The 17,316-nt window shown below is 55.2% G+C and carries 12 protein-coding genes; 8 read left to right on the top strand and 4 right to left on the bottom strand.

Annotation, left to right across the window (positions count from 1 at the left end):
• Positions 1-62 precede the first annotated feature (62 nt).
• Together BUB22_RS16190 and purF are read left to right on the top strand one after the other, a co-directional pair.
• Positions 63-338 carry a hypothetical protein gene (locus tag BUB22_RS16190; protein ID WP_139258637.1) on the top strand — a complete coding sequence of 92 codons (276 nt, stop codon included), beginning with the start codon at positions 63-65 and terminating at the stop codon, positions 336-338.
• A gap of 270 nt (positions 339-608) precedes the next feature.
• Positions 609-1,994 (top strand): amidophosphoribosyltransferase, encoded by a 1,386-nt coding sequence (gene purF / locus BUB22_RS00235; RefSeq protein ID WP_073113421.1) that lies wholly within the window; start codon positions 609-611, stop codon positions 1,992-1,994.
• Positions 1,995-2,025: 31 nt separating this feature from the next.
• Here purF and BUB22_RS00230 read toward each other — a convergent pair whose 3' ends face one another.
• Positions 2,026-3,033, bottom strand: coding sequence for an aldose 1-epimerase (locus tag BUB22_RS00230; protein ID WP_073113420.1), 1,008 nt, complete (start codon positions 3,031-3,033; stop codon positions 2,026-2,028).
• 127 nt (positions 3,034-3,160) lie between these two features.
• On the opposite strand from BUB22_RS00230, the gene BUB22_RS00225 reads away from it, so the two are divergent.
• Together BUB22_RS00225 and BUB22_RS00220 are read left to right on the top strand one after the other, a co-directional pair.
• On the top strand, positions 3,161-4,726 hold the full coding sequence (locus BUB22_RS00225; RefSeq protein ID WP_073113602.1) for a tRNA modification GTPase: 1,566 nt from the start codon (positions 3,161-3,163) through the stop codon (positions 4,724-4,726).
• Positions 4,716-5,579, top strand: coding sequence for a GRP family sugar transporter (locus BUB22_RS00220; RefSeq protein ID WP_254794571.1), 864 nt, complete (start codon positions 4,716-4,718; stop codon positions 5,577-5,579). Before BUB22_RS00225 ends, BUB22_RS00220 begins: the two co-directional genes overlap by 11 nt.
• On the opposite strand, the gene BUB22_RS00215 is transcribed toward BUB22_RS00220, so the two are convergent.
• On the bottom strand, positions 5,560-6,471 hold the full coding sequence (locus BUB22_RS00215) for a hypothetical protein (protein WP_073113419.1): 912 nt from the start codon (positions 6,469-6,471) through the stop codon (positions 5,560-5,562). The two genes, BUB22_RS00220 and BUB22_RS00215, sit on opposite strands and share 20 nt — an antisense overlap.
• 111 nt (positions 6,472-6,582) lie before the next feature.
• Here BUB22_RS00215 and BUB22_RS00210 point away from each other — a divergent pair, with 111 nt between their 5' ends.
• The 3 genes from BUB22_RS00210 (at position 6,583) to BUB22_RS00200 (ending at position 10,048) form a co-directional block, all read left to right on the top strand.
• The gene (locus tag BUB22_RS00210) at positions 6,583-7,401 is read left to right on the top strand and encodes a hypothetical protein (protein ID WP_073113418.1); all 819 of its coding nucleotides are present in this window, start codon (positions 6,583-6,585) and stop codon (positions 7,399-7,401) included.
• 34 nt (positions 7,402-7,435) lie between these two features.
• Entirely contained in the window at positions 7,436-7,921 is a 486-nt protein-coding gene (locus BUB22_RS00205) for a hypothetical protein (RefSeq protein WP_073113417.1), read from the top strand.
• Between the two features lie 72 nt (positions 7,922-7,993).
• Entirely contained in the window at positions 7,994-10,048 is a 2,055-nt protein-coding gene (locus tag BUB22_RS00200) for a fibro-slime domain-containing protein (RefSeq protein ID WP_073113416.1), read from the top strand.
• 78 nt (positions 10,049-10,126) lie between these two features.
• On the opposite strand, the gene BUB22_RS00195 is transcribed toward BUB22_RS00200, so the two are convergent.
• Both BUB22_RS00195 and BUB22_RS00190 read right to left on the bottom strand, forming a co-directional pair.
• A complete protein-coding gene (locus tag BUB22_RS00195; protein ID WP_073113600.1) occupies positions 10,127-11,512 on the bottom strand; it encodes an MATE family efflux transporter in 1,386 nt (461 codons plus the stop codon).
• Between the two features lie 104 nt (positions 11,513-11,616).
• Positions 11,617-12,504: a GGDEF domain-containing protein gene (locus BUB22_RS00190; protein WP_072813465.1), complete on the bottom strand. Its 888-nt coding sequence runs from the start codon at positions 12,502-12,504 to the stop codon at positions 11,617-11,619.
• Between the two features lie 316 nt (positions 12,505-12,820).
• Here BUB22_RS00190 and BUB22_RS00185 point away from each other — a divergent pair, with 316 nt between their 5' ends.
• A complete protein-coding gene (locus tag BUB22_RS00185; protein ID WP_083535282.1) occupies positions 12,821-17,275 on the top strand; it encodes a fibro-slime domain-containing protein in 4,455 nt (1,484 codons plus the stop codon).
• Positions 17,276-17,316 lie beyond the last annotated feature (41 nt).

Raw genomic sequence — 17,316 nt, 5'->3', positions numbered from 1 at the left:
GGACAGCACTTAACAACTTGTTGTTTAGTGCGCATGGCCACCAAGGTGGGGATCTCCTTTGTATGAATAAAAAGAAGATGCCCGATCAAGTCGGGCATGACAAAACAGCAGAAACCAGTCCTGCGATACAGGGAATAAAAATAAAGGCAAAAGCCAGAAGCTTTTGCCAAACGATTGAAAACTTTAAAGACAGGAATGAAAATAAGATGCCCGGGGAGAGTCGCCTGGTTCCGTTGCGAGTGGCTTGCAACGGCGGTACTCATGTGTGCCTCGATGGATTCCGATTTTTTCATCGGAACCAAAAACTAGCATTCTGCCAAGGCGTTGGTAAGGCATAAAAAAAGAAAAATTTTTGCGAAATTCGCCCGAAATGGGCAATTCTTTTACAATTTTTGTAGTTTTACGATTTTGCATTACATAAAATGTAAAGTCGTTTCTCGGCCCAAAATCCATTCTTGCGCAACAACGCTATCTCGTGCGCCATTTACCCCTCGAACCATAAAATGGCACGATTTTTGCACACCTGGCGCGTCCGTTTCCCTGCTTGCACCCGAACGGGTGGGCTGTGACCTTCGAGGTAGGGGAAACATAAATTTCAGAGAGGCGTTATGCTCGACGAATTACACGAAGAATGCGGCGTCATCGGCATCTACAATGGCGATACCGTCGTGAGGAATATAACCATGGGGCTTTACGCCCTGCAGCACCGCGGTCAGGAAAGTGCCGGATTCGCGGTCACCGACGGAGACAAGGTGCGCGTCCGCAAGTCCATGGGGCTTGTATCCACCCTCCTCCGGGAACACAACATCGACGAATTTGACGGATTTGCCGGCATTGGCCACGTGCGTTACAGCACTACCGGGGCATCTACCCTCGCCAACGCCCAGCCGATTCTGGTGAGCTGCAAGTGGGGGCAGCTCGCGGTGGCCCACAACGGAAACATCACCAACGCCACCGAACTCCGCGCCGAAATGGAAAGCGAAGGGCACATTTTCCAGACCACCTCCGATTCCGAAATTCTCTTGCACGAAATCGCCCGCACCGAGGCGGACTCCCTGGGAGAGGCCATCAAGAAAGCCATCACGAAATTTACGGGCAGTTTCTGCCTCGTGTTTATCAGCAAGGACACCATGTTCGTGGCCCGCGACGGCTTCGGATTCCGCCCGCTTTCTATCGCGCGCATGGGCAAGGCCTGGTGTGTCGCCAGCGAAACCTGCGCATTTGACCTGCTGGGTGCAAACTACGTGCGCGATATCCAGCCCGGCGAGTTCCTGACCATCACCCAGAACGGGCTGCACTCCGAGCGCTTTACCCACAAGGAAAGGCTAGCCCATTGCATTTTCGAGTACATCTACTTCAGTCGCCCGGATTCCAAGATTTTCGAACAAAGTTGTGACAAGATTCGCCGCAAGATGGGAAAGCAACTTGCGAAGGAATGCCCTGTAGATGCAGATATCGTGATTTCTGTACCCGACAGCGCCACCACGGCTGCGTTAGGTTATTCGCAAGCCAGCGGCATCCGCTTTGAAATCGGGCTTCTCCGTAACCATTACGTGGGCCGCACCTTCATTGACCCCACGCAGAATGTGCGCGAACAGAAGGTCAAACTCAAGTTCAACCCCATAGAGGGTGTGCTCAAGAACAAGCGCGTGTGCGTGGTGGAAGATTCCATCGTTCGCGGCACGACGCTCAAGATTCTTTCCCGAATGTTGCGCGACGCGGGCGCTCTCGAAGTCCATATCCGCATAGCATCGCCTCCGGTGGCACACCCCTGTTTTTTCGGCATGGATTTCCCGAGCCAGGGCGAACTGGCCGCAAGCTCCATGACTCCCGACGAAATCGCCAAGATGCTGGGCGTCGAAAGCCTCGGCTACCTGAGCGTCGAGGGCATGAAGGAATGCACCGGCGAGGGCGAGCATTACTGCGCCGCCTGTTTCGACAACGACTATCCCGACTACATCGGAAGTGATTTGACGAAGACCCGGTGCGGGTAAGTGTGCGAGGCAAACTTCGTTTGCCGAAGGATTACCTGTATTCCGCGCCGAAGGTAAACGTGCGTTTTTCGCCGGGCGGGATTACGATGAGTCCGCGGTGGTGATTCAGTGCGTCGGGCTCCGATGTCATGGGCTCGATGGCGATGCTCTCGCGGGTCGGGGGCGTGTAAATCTGGATGGCGTTGTACTGCCCGAGGCGTGCATCCTGCCAGAGGGTAAGCTTGCCGTTCTTGCCTTCGAGCGTAACGATGCCTCTCCCTGCTTCTCCCGGATTGCTGTTGTCCATGAGGCAGAAGCAGTCGTTGATGAACTCGTCGTTAATCTTGCGGCCTGCAGTAAAGCGTGTGTCCGCATGGAAGTTGCCTGTCGGGAGGTCGGCGCTGTCAAGTTCCGCAAGGAGCGATTCGGGGAGTGTCATTACCAGGTCGTTGATTTTTTCACCCAGCATGTAGTAGGGGTGCCAGCCTTCGGAATAGGGCATGTCGGTTTCTCCCGTGTTCTCGACGGTCGATTCGACCATGTACGCGTTCCCGGAGAACGTTATTTTGTTTGTAGCGCGGAACGGGAAGGGAAATCCCGCGAAGGCACCCGGCCAGTCGCAGGTAAAAACGGCAGAGCAACTTTCGTTATCGCTTTCGAAACGCTCGAATTTCCATTCCTGGTTCTGCAAAAAACCGTGCAGGGCGTGCGGGGCCCAGCTTACGTTGTTGATGAGCTGGTAGGTCTTGCCGTTCCAGGTGAACTTCGCGTAGGCGGTGCGCCCGGGGTAGGGGGCTAGCCTGCAGCCCGCGTTGGTGTCGGGGCCCATCTTGAAGATGTCGTCGCCTTCGCGGTAGCCGTAGAGCAGGTCGAGCGTTTTTTTGCCGGCGCTAGCCTCGGGTGAGTTGCCCGCGGAGGCATAGTTTGCGACGGGGATGCGCCAGGCGTTGAGCCCGCCGCCGTAGCCCGAAAGGATTTCGAATTCAGCGCCGTCGTCGCGCTGGAGGACAAAACACTGCACTGTGCCGATAGGGCGGGAAATCAGTTTGAAGTTGCTCATATTTTTTAAGATAGAAAAAAGGTCACTAGTCATTGGTCAATAGTTGCTGGTTCTTATGGTCGCGCCGAAGGCGCCATTTTTTTTACTAATGACTAAGGACTAACTACTAATAACTATCTTTATGAGCATGGATTCCCAGACGATAGTCGCCCCGATGACACCTTCCGGCGTGAGTGCCGTGGCCGCGCTCCGCGTGAGCGGAGCCCACGTCCGTGACGTGGTCGCGCGCCTGTTCGGGAACGAGCGTCTAGAGAACTTGAAGGCGCGCGAGGCGTGCCTCGGGACTGCGCGTGACCCGCAGTCGGGCAAGCTTATCGATAGCCTATTGTATATCTTCTTCGAGGGTCCGAATTCCTATACCGGCGAAGACGTGCTGGAACTCTACCCGCACGGGAACCCGCTTATCGTACGCGACCTGCTGCAGGCAATCCGCGGGCTCGATGGCGTGCGTCTTGCCGAGCCCGGGGAATTCACACGACGCGCCTTCCTGAACGGCAAGATGGACTTGACGCAGGCCGAATCTGTGGCCGACGTGATTCACAGCGCGAATCGCGCAGAACTTGAGAACGCTCACCGCCTTCTGGGGGGCGCCCTCTCGAAAAAGATTGCGGCACTCGCTTCGCAGGTCAAGGACATCTCGGCGCGCCTTGAACTCGATGTGGATTTCGCGGAAGAGGAAGCCGATCCGGACTTTGCGGGCTGGGAGGCGCGGTTTGTCGCTGTCCGTAAATCCATCCAGCAAATTTTAAACAGTTTTCACGGGAAGGCTTCGCTCAGCAAGCTCCCGCTGGCCGTGCTCTACGGCGCGCCGAATGCGGGCAAGTCTAGCCTCGTGAATGCCCTCCTGGGCGAAGACCGCGTGCTCGTGAGCAACGTTCCGGGCACTACGCGCGACTTTGTGGAAGTGCGCCTGTTCTTGCCCGGTGGCGAAATCCGGCTGGTCGATACCGCGGGTATCGCGGCGCAGGCGACGGACGAGCTCGACGCGCTCAGCCAGAAAAAGAGCAGGGAAATTCTCGAAGAAGCCGACATGAAGATTCTCGTGCTGGACGGGGCTTCGCGGAAGTGTCGTTCTCGCGAAGGCGAATTAGCATCTCGTCATTCTCGCGAAGGCGAATTAGCATCTCGTCATTCTCGCGAAGGCGAATTAGCATCTCGTCATTCTCGCGAAGGCGAATTAGCTTCTCGTCATTCTCGCGACGGCAAAATTGCTTCTCGTCATTCTCGCGACGGCGAATTAGCATCTCGTCATTCTCGCGAAGGCGAGAATCTTAGAACGTCCACCTTCGCGGACATGACAAATAACGCGGACCTTGTCGTTTATTCCAAGAGCGACCTGCGCGCATCCCCCGACAGGAACGGCGCATTCCCGATTCCCGATGGCGGACTGAGTGTTTCTTCCAAGACGGGCGAGGGTCTCGACGCTCTCCGCCAGGCGATGAACGCTTCCCTGTTCAAGCAATCTGCGGACGCAGAAGACCTCTGGATTACGAGCGAGCGCGAGAAAGCCTGCCTCGAAGACGCCCTTGCGGGTATCGACCGCGCGCTCGACCTGCTCCGGAACAATCCGGCAGTCGAACTTTTGGCTTTTGAAATGCAGGTGGTGCGTCGTGCACTCCAGAGCATAACGGGCGAAATCTCATCCGAAGACATTCTACAATCTATTTTCGCGGGGTTCTGCATTGGCAAGTAGCACGCTCAGTTTAATCGGTGTCCTCATCGGGATTTTTGCTTTCGGGACCTACATGGTTCCCCTGAAAAAGTACCCGAACTATTCTTCGTGGGCGTTCCTCGCCGTGATGGCGGTGGGCGCGCTTTTCTGTTCCACCGTTATCGCGGGAGTAACCGGGCAATTCAACTTGGCACCGGTCGGTATTTTCTGCGGGCTTCTCTGGGTTATCGGCGGCGCGCTCTGCTTCTGGGCGGTGCAGGCCGAACAGGACCTCGCGGGTACGGGGCTTCGGTCCATGAGCGTGAGCATCTTGCTCTCGTTCTTCAGCGGTGTGGTCATATTCCAGGAACCGACCCTTCTGTACTTCTCCATTCCGGCGATTGCCTGCATGGTTATCGGCATCTGGATTCCTGCAAGCAAGACCAAGTCCGTGTGGAAAAACTGGCGCTCGCTCCTTTCGGGCGCGATTTTCGGTACGTCCCTGATTCCGTACAAGTTCAGTTCCCTCGGCGACATGGAATTCCTGTTCCCGTTCTCGGTGGGCGTGTGCGTAGGTAGCGTATTGCTTGTCGCCATCATGACGCTCAAGCGCAAGAAAAGTTTCGGTTATCCTAAAATTCCTACTTTGTTCGCGTTCGCGTCCGGCATCCTCTGGATGCTCGGTACCCTCGCCATCTTCTGGGCCATCGCCGACGACGGCATGTTCGGCTACGCAGTGGGCTACCCGCTTCTGCAGCTCAATCTCGTGGTGAACCAGATGTGGGGCGTGTTCGTGTTCGGTGAATACGCAAGCCGTCATGGCCGCATAAAGCTTACGCTCTCGACCATCGTCATATTGGTTGGAGCGGTGCTCCTTACACTTTCAAAGATGTAATTTCAGCCTCGAATGTTTCGGCGGCTTTTGCATCCTCGTTGTAGAGGGCGCAGATTTTTTTTGTGCTCAGTTCCAGCACCTTGCGGGCAAGTTCGTTGTTGCCCTCTTCGCGCAGCATGCGGAGCGATGCGTCGATGCGCTTCACGTCCAGCGGCTCGGGGTAGTCCTTCATGAACTTGTACAGCAGTTTCACCTGACGGTCGTAATCCTCGTCGGATTCGCAGGCGAGCAGGAAGGGAATCACCTTCACGTTCAAAAGGTTTCCGAGGTCGCCCACGAACGTGTTCAGCGATGCTCCTTCGGGGAACAGCTCCACCGTGTCGCTCATGATGTCTTCGTTGTCCAGGAACTGCCCGTTCTCGAACTGCGAGAGCATATCGTTCAGGAGCTCCATCTCGTGCTTCTTCGTCTGCTCGCGGTAACGCGCCTGGTAGTAGATGGGGAGCGTCGTGAGGCAGAAATGCGCCTGGTTCGCGCCGATGAATTCCCCGACAAAGTAAATGTCGGCTTCTTCCTTGAGAATGTCTTCTTCCTTGGTGAAGTTGCCGATGCGCGCCGGGATGGGGATGACTTCCATGTTCGAAAGTTCGTGCAGGCGGTCGCGCACCGTTTCCACGTCAAGGTTCTCGGGCAGTTCGACGCCGTTCTCCTCCATCGTTTCGAGGAGCTCGTTCAGGCGCTCGTCCATCACCTGGTTCCTGCGGCGGCGCGAGGGCACGGTCGGGTTGAACTTGCGGAAATCGCCTTCAAGCGTCAAGAGTCCGTTCTTGATCATGTCGTCGAACGGCGTGTTGCTTTCTTCGGCGTCTGGCGTGGGCAAAATCCTTGCGTAGGCAATCATCCTGCCGCAGAGCCTGTCGTCGTTTCCTTTTTTCTGTTCAATACCGAGCATGACTACAATATAGCAAATAGTCATTGGTCATTAGTCTTTGGTCATTAGTTGCTGGTTATTATTCATTCCACATTTCACATTCCACATTCCACATTATCTATCTTTTCCCTTATGGAACCGGCCCTCTGGCAAAAGATTCTCGACCTGTGCAACAGGCTCTCGAACGTCACGTACGAGAACCTCACGAAAATCATACGCCTCGAATCTACCGGCAGCGCTACGGCCGCGCGCAACCTCGACGACAGCGACCAGAACGATATAGACACCTGGATGGGCGGCGGCACCTGCTTCAGCATGACGTGGCACCTGTACCAAAGCCTGCGCGACATGGGATTAAACCCGCGGCTCGTGATGGGCCACAAACGCAAGGAACGGAACATCCACTGCGCACTTATTTTACCGGATGCGGATCCTAACGCGTCATCGCGAGCCGAAGGTGTGGCGATCCACTTAGAATTTTTATTCGATCCCGGCTACCTGATTTTTGACCCGTTGCCGATTCCGCTCCCGAAACCCTTCGGTGCAGGTGAGGCGCTCTTCCCGCTGGTGCCGAACAGCGTGCGCCTCGTGCGGCCCGACATGGATTCCATGGAACTCTGGACCGGCGGCGCCCTCCGTACCGACGGCTCGATTTCTTCGCCCATGAAGTTGCGGTTCGAATACCCGGTGGCGGGCGTGAGCGTCGAGGAATTTAAACAGCACTGGTCCGAAAGTTTCTACCGCGAGATGATGACCTACCCGGTGTTGAACCGCCTCGACCGCGAGCGTGGCGTGCAGTACTATTACCAGAAGGGCAACCTTGTGACCCGCGACGCAAACGGCAGCCGCATGGAACGCATCGCCGAACCCGAAAGGGTCGAGAAATTGAGCGAAATCTTCAGGCTTTCGCCCGAACTCGTGTCTAGGGCGCTTGGTATCCTCTCGAAATAAGTATATATTTGGAAACAAACAATAGGAGTCCTATATGAAAAAGATTCTGGCCGCTTTCGCCATCCTCGCTTCCGCAGCCCTCATCGCCTGCGGTCCCTCCAAGCTAGAAATTCAGGAAATGTCGTCTTCGTGCGACGTGTCCGTCGAAGTGGGCAAGGTGCTCGACGATACCATCAGCCTCTACGTGGGCAACATGTTCTTCCTGAACGCGAAGCAGACCGTGAACGAGGACCTGTTCCCGCTTTCGGCTAGCATCCGTGACCCGATGAACATCGAGGTGAAGGGCCGTACCGACGTGATTGCATCCGCCGCCGACTTCATCGCCTACCTCCGCCGTTCCGCCCCGAACGCCGTGAACTTCGGCATAGTCGTGAACGAAGCCGCGAAGAACGAAATCGGCTTTGACGAGACAAAGACCGTCAACCGCCTGGTCGAAGTCTTCAAGACCCTCGAGGGCGGCTCCGTCATCCTCTTCCACGAGAAGGACGGCCAGCTGACCGACGCGAAGAAACTGTTCTAGTCCGCAAAGAACAGTTGATAGAATTTATACTATATTTTTAGTGTAAATTAAATTCTTTGGATAGGAGGAAATATGAAATTTTTGAAAATTCTGTTGTCTGCGGTTGCGATTGCGGGCGTGCAGAATGCCCTTGCAAAATGCGAAGGCACGCTCTATCTGATGCCGCAGGAAGGCTGGACGGGTCGGTTCTACGTCATGACGGATTCCACGTCGACCGAGGCGAGCCCTCGCTACGATGCTGAAACGCGTTATTTTAAGGTTGACCTGGCCCAGGCGAAGAGCGGTGAAATGGATTCGACCTTTGCCTTGGTGAATCATCTGTATGCTCCAATGAAGTATATCGTCCAGGCAGAATGGAACAACGCTGTGAATGAGGATTTCCGTTACCTCAAAGGAAAAACAGACATCAAGTGCCCTGGGGCCGGAAACAGCGTATTTGTTCTCGAGGACCCGGAACAGCCGGGCAAGACCCTTGTTGCCTCGGAAAAACCGAAAATCAAGTATCTCTATTTCTTGCCTCCCGATAAGGAAGAATGGTGGGTGACCCCGCCCATGTGGTCGGGCGACGGAAAGTATGCGAGTGGCAAGCCGCTCAAACCTGCCGAAGACAGGTGTGGCTGGTTCTATGCGTCGTGGGTCTACGGAAACGTGCCGGGTGATTTCATTATCTTCAAGAAGGGCGATGAATCCCTGAAGGAAGCCATCGGCATAAAAGGGCTGGGGGCTGCCCTGGACCCGGTTGCGTTGGATATGGTATTCGAGGTCTACGAAAAGGATACTCTTTTCTTCTTTGCCGATCACGATATGGCCCCGGCAGGTGGCGACATAATTGCGGAATCCGATTATGATGCCAGTGGCAATTGTTCCTACTTCTTGCAGATGACGTTCTACGATACCGATGCAAGCCTGCACGGCGCGTTTACCTGCGATGATTATCCGAATATGGGTGCCAACGCGTGCTATTCTGCGAATGCCAAGTACAACTATCCTGGCGAGGGTGCGAAGAATACAGTCCCCTGCATTGGCGTGACTCCGGGAATCGTTGCCGATCTGCTTGACCCGCAGACGAAGAAGCCGACCTACAATGCTGCAAGCGGCTGCTTCGTGAGTGCGGAAGCATTCAACGCGATGTTCAAGGCGACTCCGGATGTGAACGTGGTCCACGAGTTCGGTTCGCGCGGGGTGTATTTTTACATGAACCAAAACGGCCTGTGGCAATACGACAGCTATTGGAGCACGAATCCTTCGCAGGCATTCACTCCCTTGAACGACCTTGCCGATTCCGTCAAGAACGATAAGTGCACGGGAACGTGCGCAACAGCCGCTACCCTGAGGGAAGAATACGGTGCAGTGCGTTACGGCATGGCTAGCAATGATCTCGCGAAAAATTTCATTTCCGATAAGGCGCAACAGGCGCTTGGCGATGTTTACGACTGGTCCCTGACAGAACCCAAGACCGGGCTTCCGTATATTGACTTGTATCCGGTATCGACGGGTGAGTTTGCCGATGGGGATAAGCCCAATGTCTACGATGTTCTTTCATGGGACGAACGCGTCAAGAGCGAGGGCAACCAGCATTTCTGCCTGGAAACGCACTCGATGTTCACTTACCGGCCGGGAGCGTTCCTTGCGGTTCGCGGTGACGACGACATCTGGGTGTATATCGACAACAAACTGGCGATTGACCTGGGCGGCCTCCATATGCCGGCTCCCGGTTACGTGAACTTGGACGAGTTTGCAGGTGCTTCGGGCAAGCTTGTAGCAGGGGAAATCTACGACTTTGACATGTTCCTCTGTGACCGTCGTACGACGATGAGCAACTTGCATATTCTGACGAACCTGATCCTTGCTGGGTTGGACAAGCCGGGTAATACGGATGCCGTCAGTAAGCCTGCCGTGCGTGTTGCTGGAAATGTTTCGGGCTTTACTGCCCGCAACAGTTCCCGCTCGACACTTGCCATCGTTACTTCGGATGCGTCCGCGAAAACGTATGCGGTTATGGATTTGCAGGGCCGCATCGTGCGTCAGGGCGTTGTCGCAGGAACCGAGACTCTCGTGCAGAATTTGCGCGCTGGTTCCTACATCGTGAAGGTTGGCCTCGGCCACCGCCGCGTGAACGTCCGCTAATTGTCATCCCCGCTATACGATACTTGGCAACTTGTTGCCATAGTAGAGTTATCCTCTTTGAGGAGAAGGCGGGAATCTTTATTTCAGCTTCTTCAGTTCGTGCCGGAGCATGAGCACGCCGATGATGGCCGCACCCGTGTCGGCGACGGGCTGCGCCATGAACACACCCTTCAGTTCAAAGAAGTGCGGGAGCACGAGCAAAAAGGGAATTAGCAGAATTACTTGCCTGCAGGCGTTCAGGAACATGGACCTGAGCGCCTTTCCTGTACCCTGGAAAAAACTGCCCGAAACGAGCCCGAGCGGAATCATGAAGAATGCCGCCCCGAAAATACGCATGGCCCACACGGCGACTTCCTGCAGCTTGAGGTCGGTAGGCGCGAAGGGCGCCACGAACACTTCTGCCTTCCACATCAGTATCGCCCACGCTACGAGCATAAAGCTCCCCGCGTAGATGAATGTGAACTTGAGGGTCGCCTTCACGCGTGCGTTGAGGCGCGCGCCGAAGTTGTACCCGATGATGGGTTGCGTGCCGTGCACAAAGCCGAGCAGCGGGAGCAATATGAACGAGGCGATGCTGTTCACGATGCCGAATGCAGAAATTGCGAGGTCGCCGCCCGAGAGAGCCCCCGTGTCGTGCAGGCTGATTGCCCCGTAGGTGGTGAGGCTCCAGTTGAGGATGGCGTTCATCAGGCTGTTGCACACCTGCATAATGCTGGGCGGAATACCGAGGATGATAATCTTCCTCACATATGCGAAGCGCAGCTTCATGTGGCGCCAGCGGATGCGGATGGGGGTATCTTTCTTCACGAAGAACTGCGTGATGAGCGATGCCGCCACCAGCTGTGAACCGATGGTCGCCCATGCGGCTCCCTCAATGCCCCAGCGGAACTGCACTATAAACAGCCAGTCGAGCGCGATGTTCGTGACGGCTCCGATGACTTCGCGGAACATGGCCGTCTTGGGGTGGCCCATGCTACGGATAAAGTGGTTCATGCCCGGGGCGACCGTCTGGAATACCGCACCGCAAAGCAATATGCGCATGTAGCTGCTGGCAACGGGGAGTGTCTGGTCGCTTGCGCCGAACAGGCGGAGCAGGGGTTCCATGAATATCTCGCCGAGCGTAAACGTGGTGGCGGCCATCAGCAACAGGAGCGAGAACGAGTTGTTCAGAATGATGCTTGCCTGGATGTACTTCTTTTGCCCGAGGCGGATGGCGAACAGCGTGTTGCCGCCCACGCCAATCATCATCGACATCGCCATGATGAACAGCATGATGGGGAAGCACAGCGTGATGCCCGCGATGCCGAGGCTTCCGACTTCCTGGCCCACGAAGAGGCGGTCTACTATATTGTAGAGCGCGTTCACCAGCATGCTCACGATGGAGGGCACCGAGAACTGCAATACCAGTTTCGGGATACTTGCTGTACCAAAGGAATTGAGGCGCTCGGAATTCAGTTTCGACATTTCGGCGCGCAAATTTAGAAAATTATTAATTCGGATTTCGAATGTCGGAATTGTTTTTGGGGTGAATTTCCTAATTCTTACTTCCTAATTCCGCATTTGCGAAGTTACACTTCGCAAGCTACCTGGTTCCTGCCGCCTTCCTTGGCCACATACAGCAGGCGGTCGCATTCGGCAATCAGTTCCTCGACCTTCCCGATGTTTTCGCCCTGGCGGCTGCACAGCCCGAGGGAAATCGTTACGGGGATAACCGTGTCCTTCCACGAGAACTTGTGGCTTTCTACTGCCTTGCGGAGGCGTTCGGCGCTCTTCCGTGCGTCTTCGGGGCTTATCCCCGCGAGCAGCAGCAAAAATTCTTCACCGCCGTAACGGGCGAGCAGGTCGGCCTCCCGCTTTTCCTCGTTCAGGATTCTCGCAATTTCCTTCAGCACCATGTCGCCGCACTGGTGGCCCCAGGTGTCGTTCACGCGCTTAAAGTGGTCCGCGTCCACCATGATGGTGTGTACAAAGTAATTGTTGCGGCGGGCGAGCGCGAGTTCGCCGAGGCTACGGTCAAAGAAGTTCCTGCGGTTGCTTATCTTGGTGAGCGGGTCTATTGTTGCCGCCTCGTAGAGGGCCTTGTCTATCGCCTCTTCGCTCTTGTCCTTGAATTCCACCTTCATCACCATCTTGCCAATCTGCAGGCGGTTGTCGGAATCGAGGACCTTCTCCTCCACGAATTCTCCGTCTACGAAGGTGCCGTTCGTGCTCCCGAGGTCCTTGACGGTCACGCGGATTCCGTCGAACGTGATGGCGCAATGCCTGCGGCTCACGAGCTCGTCATCGAGGCGCACGTCGGCATCTTGCCCGCGCCCGAGGGTAATCGTCCCCTTCGGGAGGGGAATCTGCTTGAATTGGGTCTGGGGGTACAGGATTATGAGGTGCGGGCGCAGCTCGATCTTTTCGAACTTGATGGTCTTGCCCGGGGTAACGATGGTCTGGTCTAAATCCTGCATAAAAGTCTCCGCACAGCCTATTATAAATATAGTCTGAAATTTACGGCATGTGCCTGCATGACATTATAGAAAAATAGTGAACAAAAGGACCCTAAAAGCGCTCATCAAGACCTAAAAAAGGAACGAAAGGACTGGCTGTAACCTAAAATTTACAATACGACCCGCAAAATACGCGAAAAAATCACAAGAAAGGTCCCCTTTTCAAATATTTTCAAAAAAAATTACCCTTTTTCGTAAAAAAAGGATAAATTTCAAGGCGGTGTGGCATCGCAAGAGGCCGCTGTCTTTTTGCTATGCTATTGGCTGGAGAACCAAAATGGATAAAAAAATTATGAAAGAACATAAGTCCTCTCTCATAGGGTGTGTATTGGGTATCGCGATGTTCCTTGCAGGGGTGCAGGGTGCATTTGCGGCAAATTGCGCGGGAACGGCTTATATAAAGACTCCGGCCACCTGGACGGACTTATATATTTACTACGGTAACGAAAGTACCAAGGTGCCTGCAACCGCGCTTGATGCAGCTTCGGGATACTACGTGTTCAATCTTGCTCAAGTGACGGGCAATGACAACTCTACGTTTATCGTCTACACGACGACGGACGGCACGAATATCGATAGCCCGGGTATCCGCCGCATGGATGGCAGTACCGGTGCCGACTATGTGGGTGCAGGACGCCCTGGCTTGTTGGACTTCAAGTGCCCCGGTGCAGGTGAAAAGATTTACATCCAGCCCGATGACACTAGGCCGGGCAAGACCTACGTGGGCAGCGTTCCGCCTACGGCAAAGTACTTCTACGTGCTTGTTCCCGAAGTGAAGGAATGGCAGTCCGACGAGATGATGATCCATTACGAACTGAACGGTGTCCCTAAGGACACGGCGATGAGCCCGATGCAGACGATGTGCGGCTGGTTCGGCATGGTGTTCAACGATGCCCCGATTAACGTGTACATGTACCTCAAGAATTCTCCGGATATGCAATTGGGTGCGAACGGCCTGTGGGGCGAAGAAGATGTTGCTACTCCGGTAGACCTGAGCCTCCTTTACGAAGCCTACGGCACCAATACGCTTTACTTTATTCCGGACGATGGCGACTGGCCCGGTGAAGAAGATGGTGGCTGGTATGTGACCGACCCTGGTGTTCCTGAACCGGGCAACAACAGCCGTTGTACCTTCAGCCTCGCCGCTGTTATTTATGATACGGATAAGTCTGTGAACCCGCTGTTCACGGAAGATGCGATTGATCTTACCGGGTATGGAACCTGCGTGGGCGTTCATCATGGAATGGTGATGACTGACCTTGGTGATGACAATAAGCCCGTGTTCAACCCGGCAAGCGTTTGGGCGCAAACCTGCTTTACCAACGAAACCAACTTCAAGACCTTGTTCAACTATACTCCGGGCAAGAACGAAGTGCAGTGCTACGATATGCCGTTCCGCCATTACGGTAATGATACCCGCTGGGGTTACGATTCCGATTCCGCTGTCACGAATGGCCTTGTCGGTGGTTTCTCTCCGCTGGAAAATTCTACGGATGCAGGCGTGGTTACGTTGAATATCAATGGTGTTCCGACTCTTGCTGGTCCGCTTGCCGCTGCTAGAACAAAGCGCCCGGCATGTGGCCCTGTCCCGAATTTTGCGGATTCCGTGCTTGGCGTGGATCTGGACCACTACTGCAAGACTCCGGGTTGGCCGACGGGTGCGGATTGCGAAGGCAAGTTTGCCAATGGTGACGAAGTCCCTGTGGGTAAGATCTGGTGCTGGGGTGACTACTGCAAGCCCGGCTTCCAGCGTTGGGGTCAGGATGGTACTGTTTCCAAGACTGAAACGCGTAACCAGCATTTCTGCTTCGAATCGCATGCAACGTTCACCTACAATGAAAGTCAGGAATTCACCTTCCGCGGTGACGACGACATTTGGGTGTTCATCAACAGGAAGATTGCCGTGGATAACGGCGGTGCGCACCTTGCCGCTCCGGGCCACGTGGTGCTGAAGAACCTGAACACCACCTACGGTGCAGGCTTCCTTGTGCCGGGCAACGATTACCCGATTGACATCTTCTTCTGTGACCGCCGAACCACGATGAGTAACGTGATTATCAAGACGAACATGTACATCAAGCAGTCTACGGGTGTTATGCTTTCTTCGAAGAAGGACGCTGCCTCAGGTGATATCGCGGTGAATATCTGCGTGGAAACCTCGGGTGGCGGCGACTGTGCCTCTGTGGCTCTCGGTGGCGGCACCGGGCCGGAAAAGACTATTAAGTGCGGTGACGAAATCGACAAGCCCATTACATACTCTATTACCACCCGCAAGGGCGAAACGCCTGCCGGCTGTGCCGACTGTGCTGCGCTCCCGTTCGGCCCGACTGCCGGTAACAACGGCTGGGTACACGGCGGTATCAACCTCGCAGATCCGAGAAACCCTGTTGTCAACCCCGACAAGATTACCGGGCTTGCTCCCGGTACTTACTTACTGAACGTGGAAGTCAACGGCAGCAACGAAAAGTTCAAGTTCCGCGTGAAGGGTAACCTGGGTATCGTTTCTAACGATGTCAAGTTCGATAACGTCGATGGCGACGATGCCGCCTATGCTAGCGGTACTACCTGGAAGTTTGTCGGTGAAGGTATGGCGGGTACGCGCGTGCCGATATACGTGTCTGCTCCCGATGACCAGGGCGGTATCGACCTGATTTCTGCTCCGGGCCAGAGCTACACGCTTACGCTTACCGCGGGTGCAACGCTTTACAAGACGAACGACCCCGCCGATCCGAATTACGGAATCCCGCTCGTGACCCCGCTGGCGTCGTCTGTGAACCCGACGGGTATCGACACGTTCTGGCTCGAAGTTCCGCTTGCTGGGCTTTCTGCCGGTTCCATGCCGGTCACCGCCTCCGTGGGTAACACTTCGGCTACCATTACGTTCTATGCTCCGGCAATCTCGTTTGCCGAACCTGCGACGAAGGATTCCCTGGGCAATGTGCTTACCTGGAACCCGGTCACGCAGGACCCGGACTTCGAGGAGGACGGCGTTACGGAATACTTCCACTGGGTGGGTTCCGACGTGGACTTCTTCGTGATTATTTCGAATCCGGTTACCGGTGCCCTCTGCACGGAATGTTCGTTTGATATCGATGTACTCGATGCCTCGAATGGTATTACTTCGCAGATAGGCAAGTATGCCGATGGCGTGTACCTGGTGCGTATCCGCTGCAATCTTGAATACTCTGTCGAGGCTGCCTCCATGGTTGTCGGTTCTATCGAGAACAACGCGATTGCCGCTCCCTATGGCAACATGCACTTCTACAAGCCGCCTGCACCGATGCCGCTCATTGTCGACCTGTTCGACGTGAAGGGCGCCCCGCTTGGCGAAATGAACATCTATCATGACTTCCATAGCGAAAGCCAGGAATACCTCGACGGTAAGGCCGACTCCATGGCCATTATCTACGACCGTAAGATTGACAAGGATTCCATCCCGACCTACATCTGCTTGAATTTCGACGAATCGAACCTCGAGAAGATTAATCCCTATGAAATGGGCATTTCGAACAACAATAAGGATACGGAGATGAAGTGCTCCGCCCAGTTCGATACTGTCGCTATCCGTAAGGCGTTCGAAAAGAGCCCGGACGGTGGCCAGACGCTCGTGTTCGCTGTCGACGAACCGCTCAGTAAGGATGTGAAGACGCTCGTGAACCCGGACAACAAGATTGCCTCGTTCACGGTGTACAAGTGGAAGGGCAAGGAAGCGCGTACCTTCTTCGAGAAGGGACTTACCGACCGCATGGCTCCGGTGATTCTCTCGGCTCGCGCGTCTAACGAAGGTGATGGTGCCGTTTACGACCAGGTGAGGATTATTGTTTCCGAACCGGTGACCATGATGGATGCGAACTATGGCGCCCAGGCGTTCAGCTACTACCTGAACTCCGCCATCGATATCGTGAGCGAATCTGCCCGTTACATGCACTCGACGGCGGGTAACGTGCCGCAGCCGAAGAAGGATACCATCAACCTTCGCTACTACAACGCCGACCCGAACAACCCGACCCCGCACGTGGGCGACTACATCCGCTTCCGTGCCGATGCCGTGATTTGGGCCGATACCTCGAACGGTGTTGCTCCGGGTATGGATACGCTCCGCCAGGCGACAGACCCCGATTGGCATTGGAATTCGCCGACGAACTACAATGCGACGAACCGTCTGCCTTCCCCGTGGGTGCAGGTCGTGGGTGACGCAAAGATTGACGTGTCTACGATTTCGTACAACGTTGCTGACCCGTCGAGGGTGACTCCCGACATGCCGGTGGGCGAGATATTCCCCGTGAAGACGAACGAGAACATGGACAAGGTGAAGGCTGACCATCCGGGTACGCTCGGTCACTTTGTGCAGTCCGACATGGGTTCCATCATCGGGTCCAAGGACGAATATGCCTCGCTGGACAAGAGCGAAGTTTACTTCCAGTACGAGGTGGACTACTTCACCAACCTGGGTGCCTTCGTTGCTCACCAGAGCGGCAGGCTCTACTGTAACGACAAGTTCTTCTCGCCCGACCCGAGCACCACTCCGGATGGCATGGGTGACTGCGTGAAGAACCCGCGCAACTTCTACGTGGCCTGGAACATGCTTTCGGACAAGCACCGTCTGGTGGGTACCGGCGCCTACATCACCAAGTACACTTCGTTCGTGAAGCTTGCCGACAAGGGCAAGGTCGCGAAGAAGGAACTGACCGAAGTGTGGGGCGTGAAGCGCGGCAAGGGCGTGGTCAAGTAACCGCGAAACACACAAAAAACTTACATCGCTGAAATTGAGTG

Origin of the sequence: Fibrobacter sp. UWCM (assembly GCF_900129735.1) — a bacterium.
Taxonomy (GTDB): Bacteria; Fibrobacterota; Fibrobacteria; order Fibrobacterales; family Fibrobacteraceae; genus Fibrobacter.
The sequence above is the reverse complement of the archived record's forward strand: the minus strand, read 5'-3'. Positions and strand labels throughout refer to the sequence as shown.

Coding starts and splice junctions, on each gene's coding strand:
- BUB22_RS00195 (WP_073113600.1), bottom strand. CDS start 11,512: ATGTCGAAACTGAATTCCGAGCGCCTCAATTCCTTTGGTACAGCAAGT.
- BUB22_RS00225 (WP_073113602.1), top strand. CDS start 3,161: ATGGATTCCCAGACGATAGTCGCCCCGATGACACCTTCCGGCGTGAGT.
- BUB22_RS00185 (WP_083535282.1), top strand. CDS start 12,821: ATGGATAAAAAAATTATGAAAGAACATAAGTCCTCTCTCATAGGGTGT.
- BUB22_RS00230 (WP_073113420.1), bottom strand. CDS start 3,033: ATGAGCAACTTCAAACTGATTTCCCGCCCTATCGGCACAGTGCAGTGT.
- BUB22_RS00205 (WP_073113417.1), top strand. CDS start 7,436: ATGAAAAAGATTCTGGCCGCTTTCGCCATCCTCGCTTCCGCAGCCCTC.
- BUB22_RS16190 (WP_139258637.1), top strand. CDS start 63: ATGAATAAAAAGAAGATGCCCGATCAAGTCGGGCATGACAAAACAGCA.
- purF (WP_073113421.1), top strand. CDS start 609: ATGCTCGACGAATTACACGAAGAATGCGGCGTCATCGGCATCTACAAT.
- BUB22_RS00215 (WP_073113419.1), bottom strand. CDS start 6,471: ATGCTCGGTATTGAACAGAAAAAAGGAAACGACGACAGGCTCTGCGGC.
- BUB22_RS00200 (WP_073113416.1), top strand. CDS start 7,994: ATGAAATTTTTGAAAATTCTGTTGTCTGCGGTTGCGATTGCGGGCGTG.
- BUB22_RS00210 (WP_073113418.1), top strand. CDS start 6,583: ATGGAACCGGCCCTCTGGCAAAAGATTCTCGACCTGTGCAACAGGCTC.
- BUB22_RS00190 (WP_072813465.1), bottom strand. CDS start 12,504: ATGCAGGATTTAGACCAGACCATCGTTACCCCGGGCAAGACCATCAAG.